This is a genomic window from Roseibium marinum (assembly GCF_002906165.1).
GTDB lineage: Bacteria > Pseudomonadota > Alphaproteobacteria > Rhizobiales > Stappiaceae > Roseibium > Roseibium marinum.
In genome coordinates this window covers 55844-73346 of record NZ_PPCN01000013.1, presented here as the reverse complement: position 1 = coordinate 73346, position 17503 = coordinate 55844, and the positions used below count along the sequence as shown (strand labels likewise).

Genomic DNA, 17503 nt, shown 5'->3' with positions numbered 1-17503 from the left:
TGGTCCTGGCTCAAGGCCGGGGCGGCGAGCCTGGAAACCGGCTCTTCAGTGCGTTGCCGGTGTCACCATCGCGCTGATCGTGTCCTGCACATTGAGGACGCCGATCGGCCGGCCGTCACCGCTGACGACACTCGCCTCGCCCAGGCCGGTTTCGGCGAATGTCTTGGCCGCCTCCTCCAGCATGATGCCGCTCGAGATCGTCAGGCCGCCTTCTTCAACCGTCCTTGTCCTGTCCATGACAGTGTCGACCAGGATCACCCGTCCGCGGTTCACTTCCTTGACGAAGTCGGCGATATATTGGTCCGCCGGCCTCAGAACGATCTCCTGACCGGTCCCCTGCTGGATCACCGCGCCGTCCCTGAGAATGGCGATCTTGTCGCCCAGGCGCAGGGCTTCGTCCAGATCGTGGGTGATGAAGACGATTGTCTTGTGCAGTTCCTCCTGAAGGTCCAGAAGCACGGACTGCATGTCCATCCGGATCAGCGGATCGAGCGCGGAGAAGGCTTCGTCCATCAGGAGAATGTCGGCATCGTTGGTCAACGCCCGGGCAAGCCCCACACGCTGCTGCATCCCGCCGGACAACTGGTTCGGGTAATGATCCTCGAAGCCTTCCAATCCGACGCGGGAAATCCAGCGTGAGGCGCGCTTTTCCGCCTCTTTCATCGGTACGCCCTGGATCTCCAGACCGTAGACGGTGTTTTTGAGCACCGTGCGGTGCGGCAGAAGCGCGAACTTCTGGAACACCATCGCGGTCTTGTGCCGGCGAAATTCCCGCAGTTCCTTCTGGGACATCTTGCAGACGTCCTCGCTGCCGTAGAGAACCTCGCCGTCGGTCGGATCGATCAGGCGGTTGATATGCCGGATCAGGGTCGACTTGCCTGACCCGGACAACCCCATCACCACCTCGATCTTGCCACCCGGCATGGAGATGTTGATGTCGTTCAGACCAAGCACATGGTTGAACTTCTCGTTCAGTTCGGCCTTGGACATGCCGTCCTTGACCTTCTGAACCATCTCCTTGCCGTTCGGGCCGAAGATTTTATAGAGATTCTTGATCTCAATGCCCGTTGCTTCACCCATGGACCACCTCCGAATGCTTCTGAAGGCGCTTGCCATAGGCCTGTGTGGCCCGATCGAAGATGATCGCAATGGACACAATGGCGAGGCCGCTGAGGACCCCTGCGGTCAGATACTGATTGTTGATTGCGTTCAGGACTTCCTGCCCGAGCCCCTTCACGCCGATCATGGAGGCAACGACAACCATCGACAGCGACATCATGATGCACTGGTTGATACCGGCCATGATGGTGGGAAGCGCGAGCGGCAGCTGAACATTCATAAGCTTCTGGCTGCCGCTGGACCCGAAGGCGTCGGCCGCTTCGAGAACATCCTGATCTACCAGGCGGATGCCGAGATTGGTAAGCCGGATCATCGGCGGAATGGCGTAAATCACCACGGCGATGAGACCTGGAACCTTGCCGATACCGAAAATCATGACGACCGGGATCAGGTAGACAAAGCTGGGCATGGTCTGCATCAGGTCCAATATCGGATTGACCAGCCTCTGGACGCGGTCGGAGCGCGCCATGAAAATTCCGATGGGAATGCCGAGCACGATTGCCAGCATGGTACAGACCGTGACCATGGCGATGGTGCGCATGGTGTCTTCCCACAGCCCGAAAACACCGATCAGGGAAAGAGCAACGACGGTCCCGATGGTGATGCTCACCTTCCGGCTCATCAGAAAGACGACAGCCGCGAAGAACGCCAGCACGACGGGCCAGGGCGAGGTGATCAGAAGCCGTTCCAGCAAGACCAGAAAGTCCTGCAGGGGATCGAAGAACTTGTCGATCAGATCGCCGTAGGCTCTGGTGAATTCCTTGAACGATCCATCGATGGTTTTCTTGATTGTCAGCATATTTTCCCGGCTGAGCGAGGGAAATTCTATCCAGTCCATCTTATCTGTCCCGATGGTATTATTGCCCCTAATGGATGGGGCCGCGCCTCAGGCGCGGCCCCGGTCTTTTCTGCCGTGCTACAGAGAGGCTTTTACCTTCTCTGCAACTTCCGGACTGACCCACTTGGACCAGACGTCCTCGAAGTTTTCCAGGAAGTAGTAGGCGCCGTCTTCGTTGCTCGCCTGGTTGTCCGTCATCCAGGCCAGAACCTTGCCGGCCGTCCGGTTATCCCAGGTGCGGCCTTTGACGTAGTCCATCGCAGGCCCCGCCTTTTCGGCGAAATCCTTGGTCACGACTGTGTAGACTTCAGACTTCACCCAGGAATTCGGTTTCGGATCCGGGCAATCCTCGACCACGGTGCAATTGTCCCACTCTTCCTTGTTGTGCGGCGTTTCGAAGTCGAGCAGGGTCATGTCGTATTTGCCGAGAATGGCGGTCGGCGCCCAATAATAGCCGAGCCAGCCTTCCTTGCGCTCGTTGGCACGGGCGAGCGCGCCATCGAGGCCAGCAGCGGAACCCGGATCGACCATTTCAAAGCCGCCCTTGTCGAAACCGAAGGCGCGAAACAGATTGCCGGTGGTGATGCGGCAGTTCCAGCCGGTCGGGCAGCTGTAGAAAGCGCCCTTGCTTTCATCTTCCGCACCCGGGAACAGTTCCGGATGTGCCAGGGCGTCCTTGACCGTATAGATGTCATGTTCTTCGGCGATGAAAGTCGGGACCCAGAAGCCTTCGACACCGCCTTCGTTCAGGATCTCGCCGCCGATGATCAGGGAGCCTTCGGCAACGGCCGCGTCGAGCGGTTCACGCACGGCGTTGATCCAAAGTTCCGGCGCCATGTCCGGCTCGCCTTTTTCGTTCATCGAGGTGAAGGTCGGCATGGTATCGCCGGTAACCAGCTCCACATTGCAGCCATAGCCGTTTTCCAGGATCAACTTGTCGATCTGCGAGATCGCACCGGCCGATGCCCAGTTCATTTCGGCAACGGTAACCGTGCCGCACTCTTCCGCCATGGCGGAAGATGCCATTCCGATCAGAGCGGTCGCGGCGACCGAGACTAACAACTTCTTCATGAGGGTACTCCTGTGTAGTCTGTTTGCTTAAGTTTGAATTGGGCACGATGAGAAAACACTTCTTTAAAAGTATTTACTTCCCGGCACATCCAAAGAAAAGGTATTACGAGCAAAGAACGCATATTGACCAAGAAGGCTGCGAGATTATTTTTATTCAACAAGGCCTTCATCTGACGCATATACGCTGTTCTTGCTCTGACACCCATGCCTCAACCTCTCCATTCAGATGGAAGGTCATATCGGGTATTATGATCCGGCCTGGGGCGTTACGGTCAATACAATTGCATTATGCTGCCTTTAGCACAACAGTATAGCTGCACTTCTCATACCATTCATATGACTAATTTCAGGGACATGCCTGCAAACGACATTTTCGTGCCTGTAATCGTCACCAATCCTAATTTTCTTTCGGAAAGTGATTCTTGAAGTTGCTCGAAAACCTCTACAATCATCCCTGAATGGCAACGATATCGCTTGGGAGGAACGTTTGCCGGAGTTTCAGTTTCGCCGATCTGGTAATACCCTTGTCGTCGCACCCATGATCCGCTTTGAAGGCCTACCCGGCGAACAACGCACCATGTTTCTCGAAGACCCTTCCGGCAACCCGGCCGAAATCAGGGGCTTTGCCGACCAGGCTGGAGTATTCGCCGCATGAGACCTCTCATCCCTTTTGTGTCGCAGTCACCTTCGGGGGACCGGCTGGCCTGGGACAATGTCCTGCCGGCGGCCCTTGCGGGGATCGCCGAAATAAAGCCCTTCGCCGACCTGACGGACGAAGAACGCCGCGACGCGACAGTGGCGATCGTCGCTAATCCCGACCCGGCGGAAGTCGCCGCGCTTCCAAACCTCGTCTGGGTCCAGAGCCTGTGGGCCGGCGTCGAGCGGCTGATGGCCGAGCTCCCCGAAGACGGCCCGCTGATCGTGCGTCTTACCGACCCGCAAATGGCGGAAACCATGTCGGAGGCCGTGCTCGCCTGGACGCTTTATTTGCACCGGGACATGCCGCGTTACATGGCCCAGCAACGCCGGAAGATCTGGCACGAGCACGAACTCCGGCCAGCGGCGGAACGCACGGTCGGCATTCTCGGTATCGGCAATCTCGGCAGCGCCGCGGCGCGGCGTCTCAGAGCCAATGGTTTCAATGTCCTTGGTTGGAGCCGCAGCGAAAAGACACTGGACGGCATTCAATGCCACCATGGGCCGGAGGGCCTGCGCACGGTCTTGAAGCAATCGGACATCGTCGTGCTCCTCATGCCGCTGACCGGCGAGACACGCGGCATGATCGGCGCCGCGGAATTACAGGCCTGCAAGCAGGGTGCCTGCCTCATCAATTTCGCACGCGGCCCGATCCTGGACACGCAGGCGCTGATCGCGGCCCTGGAGCACGGACCGCTCGCGCATGCGGTGCTCGACGTGTTCGAAAAGGAACCCCTGCCCCCTTCCGATCCGCTCTGGCTGCACGAGAAAGTCACCGTGCTTCCGCATGTCTCGGCGCCGACAACCAGAAGCACCGCCTCCAAAATCGTCGCCGGCAATATCGCGCGCTATTTCAGCTCCGGGACGATTCCGCACAGTGTCGACAGAAAACGTGGATACTGAGGATTTCAGGACAAGTCGTCGCAATAATGTCAAGGATGCCGCCGTATCAGGCAGGCAACCTTTCCCGTTCCCACAGCAGGTATTCTCATGCCCGATCTTCCCGTCCTTGGCGCCGCTCTCTCCATCAAGTCCCTGGAAACCTACCGCAAGCTGATGCTCGACAAGCCGCGCGATCTGGAGCTTCAGGATTTCTGGCCGGCCGAGGTACTCAACGGCGACTGGAAGCCGCTGGTCGAGAAGGCGAAACAGCTCCTCGACGGCCACCAGGGCCGGGTCGGCATTCACGGGCCGTTCTGGGGGTTCACCATCGACACACGCGACGTCGATGTCCGCGAGATCGTAAAGAAGCGTCTGCTTCAGGGTCTTGAGGTCTGCGAAGCCCTCGGCGGCACCCATATGGTGGTGCACAGCCCCTATTCCACCTGGGACCACAACAATCTCGACAATTACGACACCGGCCGCGCCGACAAGATCGAACTCTGCCATCTGACCATGAAGGACGCGGTCAAGCGCGCCGAGGACATCGGCTGCGAGCTTGTTATCGAGAACATCGAGGACAAGGACCCCCATGCCCGTGTCGAGCTGGCGCGAAGCTTCGGCTCAAAAGCGGTCAGGATCTCCATCGACACCGGTCACGCCCATTACGCCCACGGCTCCACGGGTGCCCCGCCGGTCGATTATTACGTCAAGGCCGCCGGCAACAACCTGGCGCACATCCATCTTCAGGATGCCGACGGCTACGCCGACCGCCACTGGACCCTCGGCGAAGGCACCGTCAACTGGCACGCGGTCTTCGCCGCCCTCGGCAAACTCACCAGCACGCCACGCCTGATCGTCGAACTGCGCGACCACTCCGGCCTCCCGGCCTCCATCGCCAACATGTCGGCGCTGGGTCTGGCGCAGTAGGAAAGAGGTCCAACTGCCCGCTGGCGCGCACCAGCGCGCTGTCATTCCGCACGAGTGCGGCGAACGCCGCACCGGAACCCAGCGCATCGGCGCGAGCGCAGCGAACACCTGTTTGATAAAGGTCGCGCCGACGCGCGGATTATCCGCTGGCTTCCGGATCTTCGCTGCGCTTGTTCGTTGCGCTTGTCCGGGGAGTCACGGAGAGAATACGGGCCAGATATCCCCTCCCGAACTGTTCCGGCCTTGAGCAGGGACCTTCAATGCGGCTTGCACGGGAGAGGCCCCGCTCGAGGCCGGGGCCGCGCCTTTATTTCCCTGCCGTCCGCAAAACATGGACCGCGGAAGGCACGAATGACCTCACCCCATCGCCCAGGGGCCGTGAAAGCCGCTGCCGGCCTTGTCGGTGCGCTCGAAACCGTGGGCGCCGAAGAAGTCGCGCTGGCCCTGCAGCATGTTGGCGGTGGAGCGGGACGTGCGCATGATGTCGAAATAGGACAGCGCCGCGGAGAGCGCGGGAACCGGCAGGCCGTGCAGCGCCGCCTGCGCCACCACCTGCCGCAGGCTGGCCTCGGTTTCCTTCAGCTTTTCGGAGAAGAACGGCGCCAGCATCAGGTTGCGCTCCGCGTCGTCTGCCAGAGCGGACGACATGTCGTTGAGCATGGCGGAGCGGATGATGCAGCCGTTGCGCCAGATCCGGGCGATCCGCGGCAGCGGCATGGCCCAGCCATATTGCCTGGCGGCTTCCAGGATCAGGCCGAAGCCCTGCGCGTAGCAGATGATCTTGCCGGCGACCAGCGCGGCTTCCAGCGCATCGATGGTCACCGCCTCGCGGTCCATCTCTGTCGGCGCTACGCCGAATTCGACCTCGCCCGCTTTGCGCTCGTCCAGCCGGGCCGACATGTTGCGGGCCGCGACAGCCGCCTCGATGGCGCTGGCCGGTGTGCCCAGCATCAAGGCTTCGATGGCCGTCCAGCGGCCGGTGCCCTTCTGGCCCGCCTTGTCCAGGATGATGTCCAGCATCGGCCTGCCGGTTTCCGGATCCGCCGTTTTGGCGACCTTGCCGGAAATCTCGATCAGGTAGGACTGCAGGATGCCGCCGTTCCATTTTTCCAGAACGCCGCCGATCTCCGCCGCCGACAGACCGAAGCCGTCGCGCATGACGCCATAGACTTCGGCGATCATCTGCATGTCGGCATATTCGATGCCGTTATGGACCGTCTTGACCAGATGACCCGCTCCGGCTTCGCCCAGATAGGCCGCGCAGGGCTCGCTGTCGTGCTTGGCGGAAATCGCTTCGAGAATATGACCGACCTGGTCCCAGGCGTCCCTGGCGCCGCCGCCCATGATGGAGGGACCGAAGCGGGCGCCTTCCTCTCCGCCGGAAACGCCTATCCCCATGAAGCGCGGGCCTTTTTCGGCGGCCTCGGCGGCGCGGCGGTTGGTGTCGTGATAATTGGCGTTGCCCGCGTCGATGATCAGGTCCCCGCTGTCCAGCAGCGGCCGCAGTGCCTCGATCTGCGCATCGACCGCCTCGCCGGCCGGCACCATCAGGATCACCGCGCGCGGCTGCTTGATCGCGGCGACGAAGTCCTCGAGCGTCTCGGTCGGCACGAGTTTTTCGGCAAGATCGCCGGCCTTTTCGATGAACTGGCCGGTTTTCTCGGTTGTCCGGTTGTAGACCGCGATCTGAAAGCCGTGTTCGGCAATGTTGAGCGCCAGATTGCCGCCCATTGTTCCAAGGCCGATCAGGCCGATTTCCGCAACAGAGCTCATGAACTGCGCCTCCCCTTAAATCGATTCAGGTCATAGACCCACGCGGAATGCATTCGCTTCATCCCGCTGCGATGTCTGTTGAGCCGGTGATAGCCGACCGCTGACGTTCCGGCAATGCTTGCATCCCGGCGGATACAATTTGAGAGACGCACCCCGCAATCAAAGCTGAGCCGGAAAGTCAGATAAAATGACGCCTCGGCGACTTTTACCCGGCAATCAAAAAAATCTGTCACACAAGCCTGTTACGCGGGAGGTCATCCGCATTCCATCCAGCGGTTCCGCGCAAAGGATCTGTCACATGAAAAGACTTCTCGTTGCAGCCGGCCTTCTGGCCGCCGTCTCCACATCCGCTTTCGCCGAAGATGTTTCCGGCAAACTCGTTCTTTACACCTCCCAGCCGAACGCGGACGCACAGGCGACCGTGGATGCCTTCACCGCCATGTATCCCGACGTCGACGTCGAGTGGGTGCGCGACGGCACCACCAAGGTGATGGCGAAACTGCGCGCCGAATTCGAAGCCGGCGCACCGAAGCCGGACGTCCTGCTGATCGCCGACATGGTCACCATGGAAGGCCTGAAGAAGGAAGGCCGCCTGATGGCCCACGAGGGCGCTAATGTTTCCGCCTACGATCCGGCGATCATGGACAAGGACAAGAGCTACTTCTCCACCAAGCTGATCACCACCGGCATCATGTACAACACCAATGCCCCGATGAAGCCGACATCCTACAAGGATCTGCTGAAAGCGGACGCCAAGGACAAGCTGGCCATGCCGTCACCGCTGACCTCCGGTGCAGCGACCATCCACATGACGGCGCTGACGTCCAACCCTGATCTCGGCTGGGCTTTTTACGAAGGTCTCGCCGAGCAGGGCGCCAATCCCCAGGGCGGCAATGGCGGCACCTACAAGGCCATCGCCGGCGGTGAAAAGCTCTACGGCTTCGTCGTCGACTTCCTGCCGATCCGCGAAAAGCTGAAAGGCGCGCCGGTCGAGTTCGTCTTCCCCGAGGAAGGCGTTTCCGCCGTCACCGAGCCGGTCGCGATCCTTTCCACCGCGCGGAACCCGGCTGCCGCGAAAGCCTTCGTTGACTTCCTGATTTCCGAAGACGGCCAGAAGCTGGCGGCTTCCCAGGGGTACCTGCCGGCCCACCCGGGCGTTCAGGCTCCCGAAGGCTTCCCGGCCCGCGACCGGATCAAGCTGATGGCTTTCGATCCGGCCGAGGCGCTGGAACAGGACCAGGCCAACAAGCTGAAGTTCACCGAAATCTTCGGCGGCTGATCCGTTCGAGGCATACCAAACCGGACAGCGCGGGTTTTCCGCGCTGTCTCCCCCACTCCCTAGACGTCATTGCGGACAAGTGCAGCGAAAGCCGCGCGCCGATCCGGAATGACGTCGGGAAACGGCGGTAAGACCGTTGCAAACCACACCAACAGTCGAAAAATCAACACTCCTGCTCCTTGTTGCCGGCGCCACGGTGATCTGCGGCCTGCCGCTTCTTCTTCTTTTCAAAACCGGACTGACGAGCGAGAGCGGCATCGACTTCGGGCCGCTTCTCGAAGCCGTGCGGAGCCGGTCGGTGCAGCGCGCACTTTGGCATTCCATCGAAAGCAGCTTTCTGTCCGCGCTCGCCGCGACATTTCTCGGGACATTCCTGGCTCTGCTGATCGGCCTGACGGATATCCGCGCCAAGGGCATTCTGGTGTTCTTGATCCTGCTGCCGATGATGATCCCGCCGCATGTGACGGCCATCGCCTGGATCCAGGCGCTCGGACCGGCGAGCCCCGTGCTACGCTGGCTGGGGCTGGCGCCGGAGCTGGGCTCCACCCATCCGCTTTATTCGCGCGAGGGTCTGGTTCTCCTGCTCACCCTGCAGCACGCCCCGCTGGTGTTTCTTCTGGTGCGCGCCGCGCTCAGATCCTTCCCGAGGGAATTGTCGGACGCGGCCAGAACCTCCGGTGCCGGCGCCTTCACCATGCTCCGGCGCATCACCCTGCCGCTGCTCGGCCCCTCGCTGCTGGCGGGCTTCGCCCTTGCCTTCGTCGCCGCCCTGGGAAATTTCGGCATCAATGCCCTGATCGGTATTCCCGCCCGCTACACCACACTGCCGGTTCTGGTGTGGCGGCGGCTGGCCAGCTTCGGACCGGACGTGCTGCCGAACGTCGCCGTCATCTCGGTCATCCTGGCGCTGGTGGCACTCGCCGCCATCCTGATCCAGAGCCTGCTGCAACAGCGCATGCGCACCAGCCTGATCGGCTTGCCGCAGGATCCGCTCGCCATTTCCCTCGGCCGCAGAAGACCTTATGTGGAAGCGCTTGTCTGGCTGTTTGTGGCCTGCGTGCTGCTGTTGCCGGCGGCCTCGCTTCTGGCAACCGCCCTGGTCAGGACCTACGGCCTGCCGCTCTCGGCCGATACGCTGACACTGGACAATTTCACCGAGGTATTGTGGCGGCAATCGGTGACCCTGCGCGCCTTTACCAACTCGACCTTCATCGCCGGCGTTGCCGCGGCGGTTATCGCCCTGATCAGCCTGCTGCTCGGCTATTATCTGGCGCACCGGCAGGCGGGTCACCGCCGCTGGGCGGGTGCCGCGTTCACCCAGTCCGAAATCGCCTTCGCGGTGCCGGGCCTGGTCATGTCCATCGCCTTCATTCTCGCCTTCATCCGGCCATTGCCGTTCATTGGCGTCTCGATCTACGGCACGCTGTGGATCATCCTGATCGCCTATGTCTCTGTGTTTCTCGCCGTCGGCCTGAAACCGGTCGCGGCCGCCTTCCTGCAGATGGATACCTCTCTGGAGGATGCCGCCAGGGTTTCCGGCGCCGGTTTCTTCCGCCGCATGCGCAAGATCTTCGCGCCGCTCGCCGCCCCCTCGGCGGCCTCCGGCGCCATTCTCGTCTTCCTGACGGCCTATAACGAAGTCACCGTCTCCGCCCTGCTCTGGTCCACCGGCAACGAGACCATCGGCACGACCATCTTCAACTATGAGGACGGCGGCTACACCACCCTTGCGGCGGCCATGTCCGCCGTCGTAGTCCTTGCCACCATCGTCATTATGCTGGGCATGAATGCCCTGGCCGGACGGGTTCCGGCCGGGACCATTCCCTGGAAGGATTGAGGGGCCGCCCTTGTTCCACGATCCTCCTCGGGATGAAGACGGAAGGCTGTGGCAGCGGGCTATCGGACAAGACGTGCAACGCAGCCCGAAGGGCGTCCAAAACCGGTCAGATGAGTCATAATCAACACTCTTTGGTATTAGGCCCTACTCAGGCAACACCCAGCCGCGCAGAATAGCGAGCCGCAGCGTCTCTCCCGGCTCCGCCTTGCGGGGAAGCACCATCATCAGATCCTGCTCGATCCCCGCGACCCTGACGAAAACTTCCCAATAGCCACCGCGATAGATTGTCTGCTGGACTGTGGCGGCAAATCCGTGCGACCCGGTCGCCAGCACCAGATGTTCCGGCCGCAGCAGCAGCGTTGCCGGTCCGGGCACAGTCTCTCTGGGACATGCCACTTCCAGGGTGACCCCGCCGAGCCTGACGTCCGCTTCATCCCCTTCCACGCGCACGACCGTCACGGGCACCAGGGTGCTGCGGCCGATAAAGCCCGCAACGCGTTTGGACATCGGCCGCCGGTAGAGTGTGTCGGGATCGTCCACCTGAAGGATCTCGCCGTCCCACATCACCGCCACCTTGTCGGCAAGAGCCATCGCCTCGCGCTGGTCGTGGGTGATGAACAAGGTGGTCGCGCCGCTCGCGCTGTGAAAAGCGGCTAGCTCTTCTTCCATGGCGCTGCGCAGATGCGGATCGAGATTGGCCAGCGGCTCATCCATCAACACGGTCCCCGCCCCTTGCGCCAGACAGCGGGCCAGTGCCACCCGCTGGCGCTGGCCGCCGGAAAGCTCCGCCGGCTTGCGCTTGACGAAGGGTGTCAGGGCGACTGTTTCCAGGCATTCGGCGACCCTTGCGGAAACCGCGGAGCGTTTCTTGCCGGCGGACTCGAGCGGGAACGCGACATTGGCGGCAACGTTCATATGCGGCCACAAGGCATAGGACTGGAACACCACACCGACCTGCCGCTGCTCCGGCGGCATGTGCAGCCCGTTCCCGGCCACCGGTTCTCCGTCGAGCGTGATTTCGCCCCGATCAATCGGTTCCAGCCCGGCAATGGCTCTCAGGAGTGTGGACTTGCCGCATCCCGACGGGCCCAGAACGACGAAAAACATGCCGCCCTCGATCGTCAACGAGACATTGTTCAGGGCTTTGTGGGTACCGAAAGACTTGGTGACCGAGGCAAGATGGATGGACATGCCTCCGCGTATCGCCATCATGTGACAGAACGATTACACGGTCGCGGCCGAGAGAAAAACAAGAGTTTGGACCCTAACGGTTTTTAAGGCGCAACAGCAGATCGACCTCTTCTTCCAGCGCCCGGCCGTAAGCGCGCGCGGCCGGAGCGTTGGAATGCGTCAATGTTTCCTGCCGAAGCAGGCAATAGGCCGCCAGCCGCCAGTGATAGGCGCCGCGCTCTTCCAGGAACCGGCCGACCGTGTCCCGATCCGGATAGTGCTTCAGGAACAGGTCCTCCGCATGGGCGACCAGCGGGTGCAGGCCGTAGAGCGTGGCAAGGCCCGGCGACACGAAGCAGGCGATATCCTCGACCGGATCGCCAAGGCCTGCATATTGCCAGTCGATCAACCGCGCGCCGCCCGCCGTTGCCAGAATGGTGCCAAGACAGAAACTGCGGTGCACCAGAGAGCGTTCGACCGCACGCTGCCCGACCAGAGTATCGGCTGGACGCAGGCGCTTGAGATTGGCCGCCTTGCGGCTGTCCGGAATGGTCGCCAGCATGGCATCGCCGCGCGCCAGCACCTCGTGAAATCCGGAGGGAACCGTCTGATGCCCGGGGATGGCCTGTTTCAGTGCCGCAAACCGCCCGATCAGATCCGCCGCCTCGCCGACATCGATTTCATCCGATTTCGCGGGATCGTAGCCATAGACAAGAAGGGGCGTGCCGGTCGGGCTTGTCACGAACGCTTCCAGATCCGGGGCGAGCGCATGCCGGGCAAGCACGTTCAACGCGTCGGCTTCCTGCTGTGGCAGGGTCGGATAAAGCGGGTTGTCCTCGTTGCCGGGAAAGAATTCCTTGATGACATAGACCCGCTCCACAGCGTCCAGGCGCCAGAAACGGCTGGTGTAATTGACCGGCAGGGGACGCAGGCACGCGGCGGACCAGTCCGCCACCGGCAAACGGGTTCTCAGGAAGGCCAGCAATTGCGTATCCGAAAGCCGTTCGCTCACATAAACCTCTCGTCCCGCGGCAGGTCCTTTTCAACCCTGACCTGATGCTCCGATCCTGCCGAAGCCGTCAAGCCAAAGTTTTACGCCATCTCCACCAAGGGCGGTTCGAAAACGGGCAATGTCGGAGTTGTAGCACTGACCGTCGCTCTGAGACTGCACGGCAAATCCGCCAACTCCGGTAAATTCAATGACGATGGCACGGTCTGGCGGTGCCGGCGGAACCCCGCCGCTGCCTACCGGAAAGCGGCCTCACGAACCAGGATGGCGGATCAGATGACGGCTGATATTGACGCGGCTCCCTTGAGCGAAACGGCACCGGCCCGGCGCGGACGGCGGCGCAGGGGCGGCAGCGCCGGGCCCGAGCTGTTTCCGCAGAAACCGTTCAGGCAGCCCCGGCATATATTCAAGCCGCTGGAGGCGGTTTCCGCTGACCAGTTGGAAGCCATCCACGACGCCTCGATGCGGGTGCTTGAGGAAATCGGCATCGACTTCCTTCACGAGGACGCCAAGACCATGCTGAAGGCGGCCGGTGCTGACGTGGCTCCGGACGGTGACCGGGTGCGCATGGACCGCGCCATGGTGGCGGAGTTGATTGCAAAGGCCCCGGGCGAATTCACCATGCGCGCCCGCAATCGCGCCCATGACCTTCATGTCGGCGGCGACGCAATCGCCTTTTCCTGTGTCGCCAGCGCCCCCAACGCGGTGGACCGCGACAGAGGCCGCCGCCCGGGCAACCAGGAGGATTTCCGCGACTTCCTCAAACTCGCCCAGTTCTTCAACATCATTCATTGCGTGATGGGCTATCCGGTCGAGCCGGTCGACCTTCACGCCTCCATCCGGCACCTCGATTGCGTTGCCGACATGGCGCGCATGACCGACAAGGTGTTTCACATCTATTCCCTCGGCAGGGAGCGGAACCTGGACGGTCTGGAGATTGCCCGCATCGCCAACGCCCTTTCCGTGGAAGACTTCGTCAACACGCCCTGTGTGGCCACGGTGATCAACACCTCGTCTCCCCTGCGCCTCGACACGCCGATGCTGCAGGGCCTGATCGAGATGGCCAAAGCCGGTCAGGTCTCCATCGTCACCCCTTTCACCCTGGCGGGCGCCATGGCGCCGGTGACCGTGGCGGGCGCTCTGACCCTGCAGAACGCGGAAGCTCTTGCCGGCATCGCCTTCGCGCAGATTATCCGCCCCGGTGCGCCGGTCGTCTATGGCGGTTTCACCTCCAATGTCGACATGAAGTCCGGAGCGCCGGCCTTCGGCACGCCGGAATACATGAAGTCGGCCATCGTCGGCGGCCAGCTCGCCCGCCGCTACAATCTGCCCTACCGTTCCTCCGGTGTCTGCGCGGCCAACACCGTCGATTATCAGGCGGCGCTTGAAACCACGCTGTCCCATTGGGGCGCGATCACCGGCGGCGGCAATATCATCAAGCACGCCGCCGGATGGCTGGAAGGCGGCCTCAGCGCCGGGTTCGAGAAGTTCATCACCGATGTCGACCTGCTGCAGATGCTCGCCGAATACATGACGCCGCTGGATGTCTCCGAGGAAGCACTGGCGCTCGATGCGATCCGCGATGTCGGACCCGGCGGGCACTTCTTCGGCACGCAGCACACCCAGGACCGCTACAAGGACGCCTTCTACGCGCCGATTGTCTCTGACTGGCGCAACCACGAAACCTGGGTGGAGACCGGCAGCCCGACCGCCTATGACAAGGCGAACAGGCTCTACAAGAAGGCGCTGGAAGCCTATGAGGCTCCGGCGCTCGATCCCGCCATCGACGAAGAAATCACCGCCTTTGTCGAAAAACGCAAGGCGGAAGGCGGCGCACCCACCGACTTCTGACCTTCCCGAGATCTCAAACCGAACGACTAATCAGCCTTCCGAACAGGAAGGGCCCTCCGGAGCAAGTTTCATGAAATCCCACACACAGGTCGTTGTCATTGGTGGCGGTGTCGTCGGCTGCAGTGTCCTCTACCATCTGACAAAGCTCGGCTGGAAAGACGTGACGCTGATCGAGCGCGACGAACTGACTTCCGGGTCGTCGTGGCATGCCGCCGGCGGGTTTCACACCCTCAATGGCGACCCCAATGTCGCGCAGCTGCAGAGCTACACCGTCGATCTCTACAAGGAGCTGGAGGAAATCTCCGGCCAGTCCTGCAGTCTGCATCTCACCGGCGGTGTGATGCTCGCCGATACGCCGGAACGCATGGACTTCCTGCGTCTCGCCCAGGCCAAGGGCCGCTATCTCGGCATGGACCTGGAACTGATCTCCGTGGCAGAAGCCAAGACCATGTTTCCGATCCTCGACGAAAAACATTTCATAGGCGCGCTGTGGGATCCGGTCGAAGGTCACCTCGACCCGTCCGGCACCACCCACGCCTATGCCAAGGCGGCGCGCGTCAACGGCGCGACTGTCTATCGCCACACCAAGGTGGAAGAGCTGGTCCAGACCCCGGACGGCACCTGGGACGTGATTACGACCAAGGGCACCATCCGCGCCGAGCATGTGGTCAATGCGGGCGGGTTGTGGGCCCGCGAATGCGGCCGCATGGTCGGCATCGAGCTTCCGGTTCTGGCCATGGAGCACATGTATCTGCTGACCGACGAAATGCCGGAAGTCACCGCTCACAACGAGGCCACCGGCAAGGAACTGATCGGCGTGCTGGATTTCGGCGGCGAGATCTACACCCGCCAGGAAGGCAAGGGCATCCTGCTGGGCACCTATGAGCAGAACTGCCGCCCCTGGAGCCCGCGCGAAACGCCCTGGGATTTCGGCCACGAACTGCTGCCGCCCGATCTCGACCGCATCGCCCCGGAACTGGAAGTCGGCTTCGAGCATTTCCCGGCGCTGCAGAATGCCGGCATCAAGCAGATCATCAACGGCCCTTTCACTTTCGCGCCGGACGGCAACCCGCTTGTCGGGCCGGTCCGCGGACTTCGCAACTACTGGGTCGCCTGCGGCGTCATGGCCGGCTTCAGCCAGGGCGGTGGCGTCGGCCTGACCCTTGCCAACTGGATGGTGAACGGCGATCCGGGCTATGACATCTGGGGCATGGATGTCGCCCGCTACGGCACCTGGGCGACGCTTTCCTATACCAACGCCAAGGTTCAGGAAAACTACCGCCGCAGGTTCCGGATCCGCTTCCCCAACGAGGAACTTCCCGCGGCCCGCCCGCACCAGACGACACCGCTCTATGACAGGATGCTGGCGGCGGGCGCGGTCATGGGCGACAGCTGGGGACTGGAGACCCCGCTCTGGTTCGCGCCGAAAGGTGTCGAACCGAAGGACATCGTGTCCTTCCGCCGCTCCAACGACTTCCATCCCATCGGCGCGGAATGCCGCGCCGTGCGCGAAAGCGTCGGCATCACCGAGATCGCCAACTTCGCCAAATACGAGATCACCGGCCCGGGCGCGGAAAGCTTCCTGTCGAAGCTGATGACCAACACAATGCCCAAAACCGGCCGCATCGTCCTCACGCCGATGCTGAACGACAACGGCAAGCTGATCGGCGATTTCACCATCGCCCGCGCGGGTAAGGAGAAATTCTACATGTTCGGCTCGTCCCAGGCCGAGATCACCCACATGCGCTGGTTCGAAAAGCACCTGCCGGCGGACGGCTCGGCCGCGATACGCGCCCTCAATCTCGGCTGGGTCGGTCTGTCCATCGCAGGCCCGAATGCCCGCAAGGTTCTGGCAAAGGTTACCGGCGAAGACGTCTCGGGCGAAGCCTTCCGCTTCATGGATTTTCGCGAGATGGATGTCGCCAGCGCCCCCTGCAAGGTCAACCGCATCAGTTATACCGGCGATCTTGGCTACGAGATCTGGATGGCACCGGAATACGAGCGCCAGGTCTATCAGGCGCTGATGACGGCAGGCGCCGAGTACAACATCCGCAATTTCGGCATGCGCGCCCTCCTGTCCCTGCGCCTGGAAAAGAACTTCGGCACCTGGTTCCGCGAGTTCCGGCCGATCTACGGCCCGTATGAGGCCGATCTCGGCCGCTTCGTGAAACTGTCGAAGGAGAGTTTCATCGGCAGGGACGCGGCGCAAAGGGAATTCGAGGAGGGGCCGCGCCGCCGGCGCGTCTCATTCGTCGTCGATGCCTCGGATGCCGATGTCATGGGCGACGAGCCGATCTGGCACGGGGACAAGGTGATCGGCTGGGTCACCTCCGGCGGCTATGCCCACTTTGTTGAAAGATCCCTGGCACAGGGTTACGTGCCGGCGGCTCTTGCCGAAGAGACCGGCGAAGGCGCATTCGAGATCGAGATCCTCGGCGAACGCCGCAAGGCCACCCTGATCGGCGAACCGCTGTTCGGCCCGAAGGCCGAACGCATGCGGATGTGAGGCAAAAAGCCTGCACAAGCGGCCCATCCTTCGAGACAGCGCTGACGCGCTTCCTCAGGATGAGGCTGATTTGGAGGCCGGTTCAGATCAGACTTAAAAGACGTCCTCATCCTGAGGAGGACCGCAGGGGCCGTCTCGAAGGACAGGCCACTTGCTCGGCGGGAACTTACTTCAGCCGGATGATTTTCGCGCCGAGGTGACGGACATAGTCGCTCTGGTTGGCGATCACCACCACATTGGTTTCGCGCACCTCTGTCTGCTTCAGTTCCAGCGGCGTCTTGCCGTCCGGATTGACGATGACCTTGCGGGTCGGCGGCAGGGCGCGGAACACCAGCACGCCGGCTTCCTTGGTGACGATGGCGCCGTAAGGCTCGTCATGCAGGATGCGGATCGTGCCGCTTTCGGCCTGCGCGGCACCTCCTAGAACGAGGCTGAGCCCGGCGGCAGCCAGAAGAAATTTGCAGACCAGTTTCATGACGCGTCTCGCTGTTAACGATTGGTTTACCAGGAATCGTAACCGCTTGTTAACTTTTGCGCCAGTGGTT

13 protein-coding genes and 1 pseudogene are annotated in these 17503 nt (G+C 62.0%); 7 read left to right on the top strand and 7 right to left on the bottom strand.

Annotated features, from left to right (window positions below):
- Positions 1-45: 45 nt before the first annotated feature.
- The 3 genes from CLV41_RS23170 to CLV41_RS23160 all read right to left on the bottom strand — a co-directional run bounded on the left by CLV41_RS23170 (position 46) and on the right by CLV41_RS23160 (position 3028).
- Positions 46-1080, bottom strand: a complete 1035-nt coding sequence (locus tag CLV41_RS23170) for a quaternary amine ABC transporter ATP-binding protein (RefSeq protein WP_103224857.1) — start codon at positions 1078-1080, stop codon at positions 46-48.
- Positions 1073-1957, bottom strand: a complete 885-nt coding sequence (locus tag CLV41_RS23165; RefSeq protein ID WP_103224856.1) for an ABC transporter permease — start codon at positions 1955-1957, stop codon at positions 1073-1075. The genes CLV41_RS23170 and CLV41_RS23165 overlap by 8 nt, the downstream gene beginning before the upstream one ends.
- A 78-nt stretch (positions 1958-2035) precedes the next feature.
- Positions 2036-3028, bottom strand: coding sequence for an ABC transporter substrate-binding protein (locus tag CLV41_RS23160; RefSeq protein WP_103224855.1), 993 nt, complete (start codon positions 3026-3028; stop codon positions 2036-2038).
- Between the two features lie 535 nt (positions 3029-3563).
- Here CLV41_RS23160 and CLV41_RS23155 point away from each other — a divergent pair.
- From CLV41_RS23155 to CLV41_RS23145, 3 genes and pseudogenes are all read left to right on the top strand, one after another.
- Positions 3564-3683 (top strand): annotated as a pseudogene (locus CLV41_RS23155) (VOC family protein); the annotation flags it as partial.
- Complete coding sequence (locus CLV41_RS23150) at positions 3680-4627, top strand: 2-hydroxyacid dehydrogenase (RefSeq protein ID WP_103224854.1); 948 nt, start codon at positions 3680-3682, stop codon at positions 4625-4627. The pseudogene CLV41_RS23155 and the gene CLV41_RS23150, both read left to right, overlap by 4 nt.
- A gap of 87 nt (positions 4628-4714) precedes the next feature.
- The gene (locus CLV41_RS23145; protein ID WP_103224853.1) at positions 4715-5533 is read left to right on the top strand and encodes a sugar phosphate isomerase/epimerase family protein; all 819 of its coding nucleotides are present in this window, start codon (positions 4715-4717) and stop codon (positions 5531-5533) included.
- A 357-nt stretch (positions 5534-5890) separates the two neighbouring features.
- Here the strand turns inward: CLV41_RS23145 and gndA are convergent, their stop codons facing one another.
- Entirely contained in the window at positions 5891-7306 is a 1416-nt protein-coding gene (gene gndA / locus CLV41_RS23140) for an NADP-dependent phosphogluconate dehydrogenase (RefSeq protein WP_103224852.1), read from the bottom strand.
- Between the two features lie 298 nt (positions 7307-7604).
- Here gndA and CLV41_RS23135 point away from each other — a divergent pair, with 298 nt between their 5' ends.
- Complete coding sequence (locus tag CLV41_RS23135; protein WP_103224851.1) at positions 7605-8585, top strand: ABC transporter substrate-binding protein; 981 nt, start codon at positions 7605-7607, stop codon at positions 8583-8585.
- A gap of 136 nt (positions 8586-8721) precedes the next feature.
- Positions 8722-10422: an ABC transporter permease gene (locus tag CLV41_RS23130; RefSeq protein WP_103224850.1), complete on the top strand. Its 1701-nt coding sequence runs from the start codon at positions 8722-8724 to the stop codon at positions 10420-10422.
- 144 nt (positions 10423-10566) lie between these two features.
- On the opposite strand, the gene CLV41_RS23125 is transcribed toward CLV41_RS23130, so the two are convergent.
- A complete protein-coding gene (locus CLV41_RS23125; protein WP_103224849.1) occupies positions 10567-11613 on the bottom strand; it encodes an ABC transporter ATP-binding protein in 1047 nt (348 codons plus the stop codon).
- 73 nt (positions 11614-11686) lie between these two features.
- The gene (locus CLV41_RS23120) at positions 11687-12604 is read right to left on the bottom strand and encodes a phosphotransferase (protein ID WP_103224848.1); all 918 of its coding nucleotides are present in this window, start codon (positions 12602-12604) and stop codon (positions 11687-11689) included.
- A gap of 273 nt (positions 12605-12877) precedes the next feature.
- Here CLV41_RS23120 and CLV41_RS23115 point away from each other — a divergent pair, with 273 nt between their 5' ends.
- On the top strand, positions 12878-14452 hold the full coding sequence (locus CLV41_RS23115; protein WP_103224937.1) for a trimethylamine methyltransferase family protein: 1575 nt from the start codon (positions 12878-12880) through the stop codon (positions 14450-14452).
- Between the two features lie 70 nt (positions 14453-14522).
- Positions 14523-16958, top strand: a complete 2436-nt coding sequence (locus CLV41_RS23110; RefSeq protein WP_103224847.1) for a GcvT family protein — start codon at positions 14523-14525, stop codon at positions 16956-16958.
- 166 nt (positions 16959-17124) lie between these two features.
- Here the strand turns inward: CLV41_RS23110 and CLV41_RS23105 are convergent, their stop codons facing one another.
- Entirely contained in the window at positions 17125-17433 is a 309-nt protein-coding gene (locus tag CLV41_RS23105; RefSeq protein ID WP_103224846.1) for a hypothetical protein, read from the bottom strand.
- Between the last annotated feature and the right edge of the window lie 70 nt (positions 17434-17503).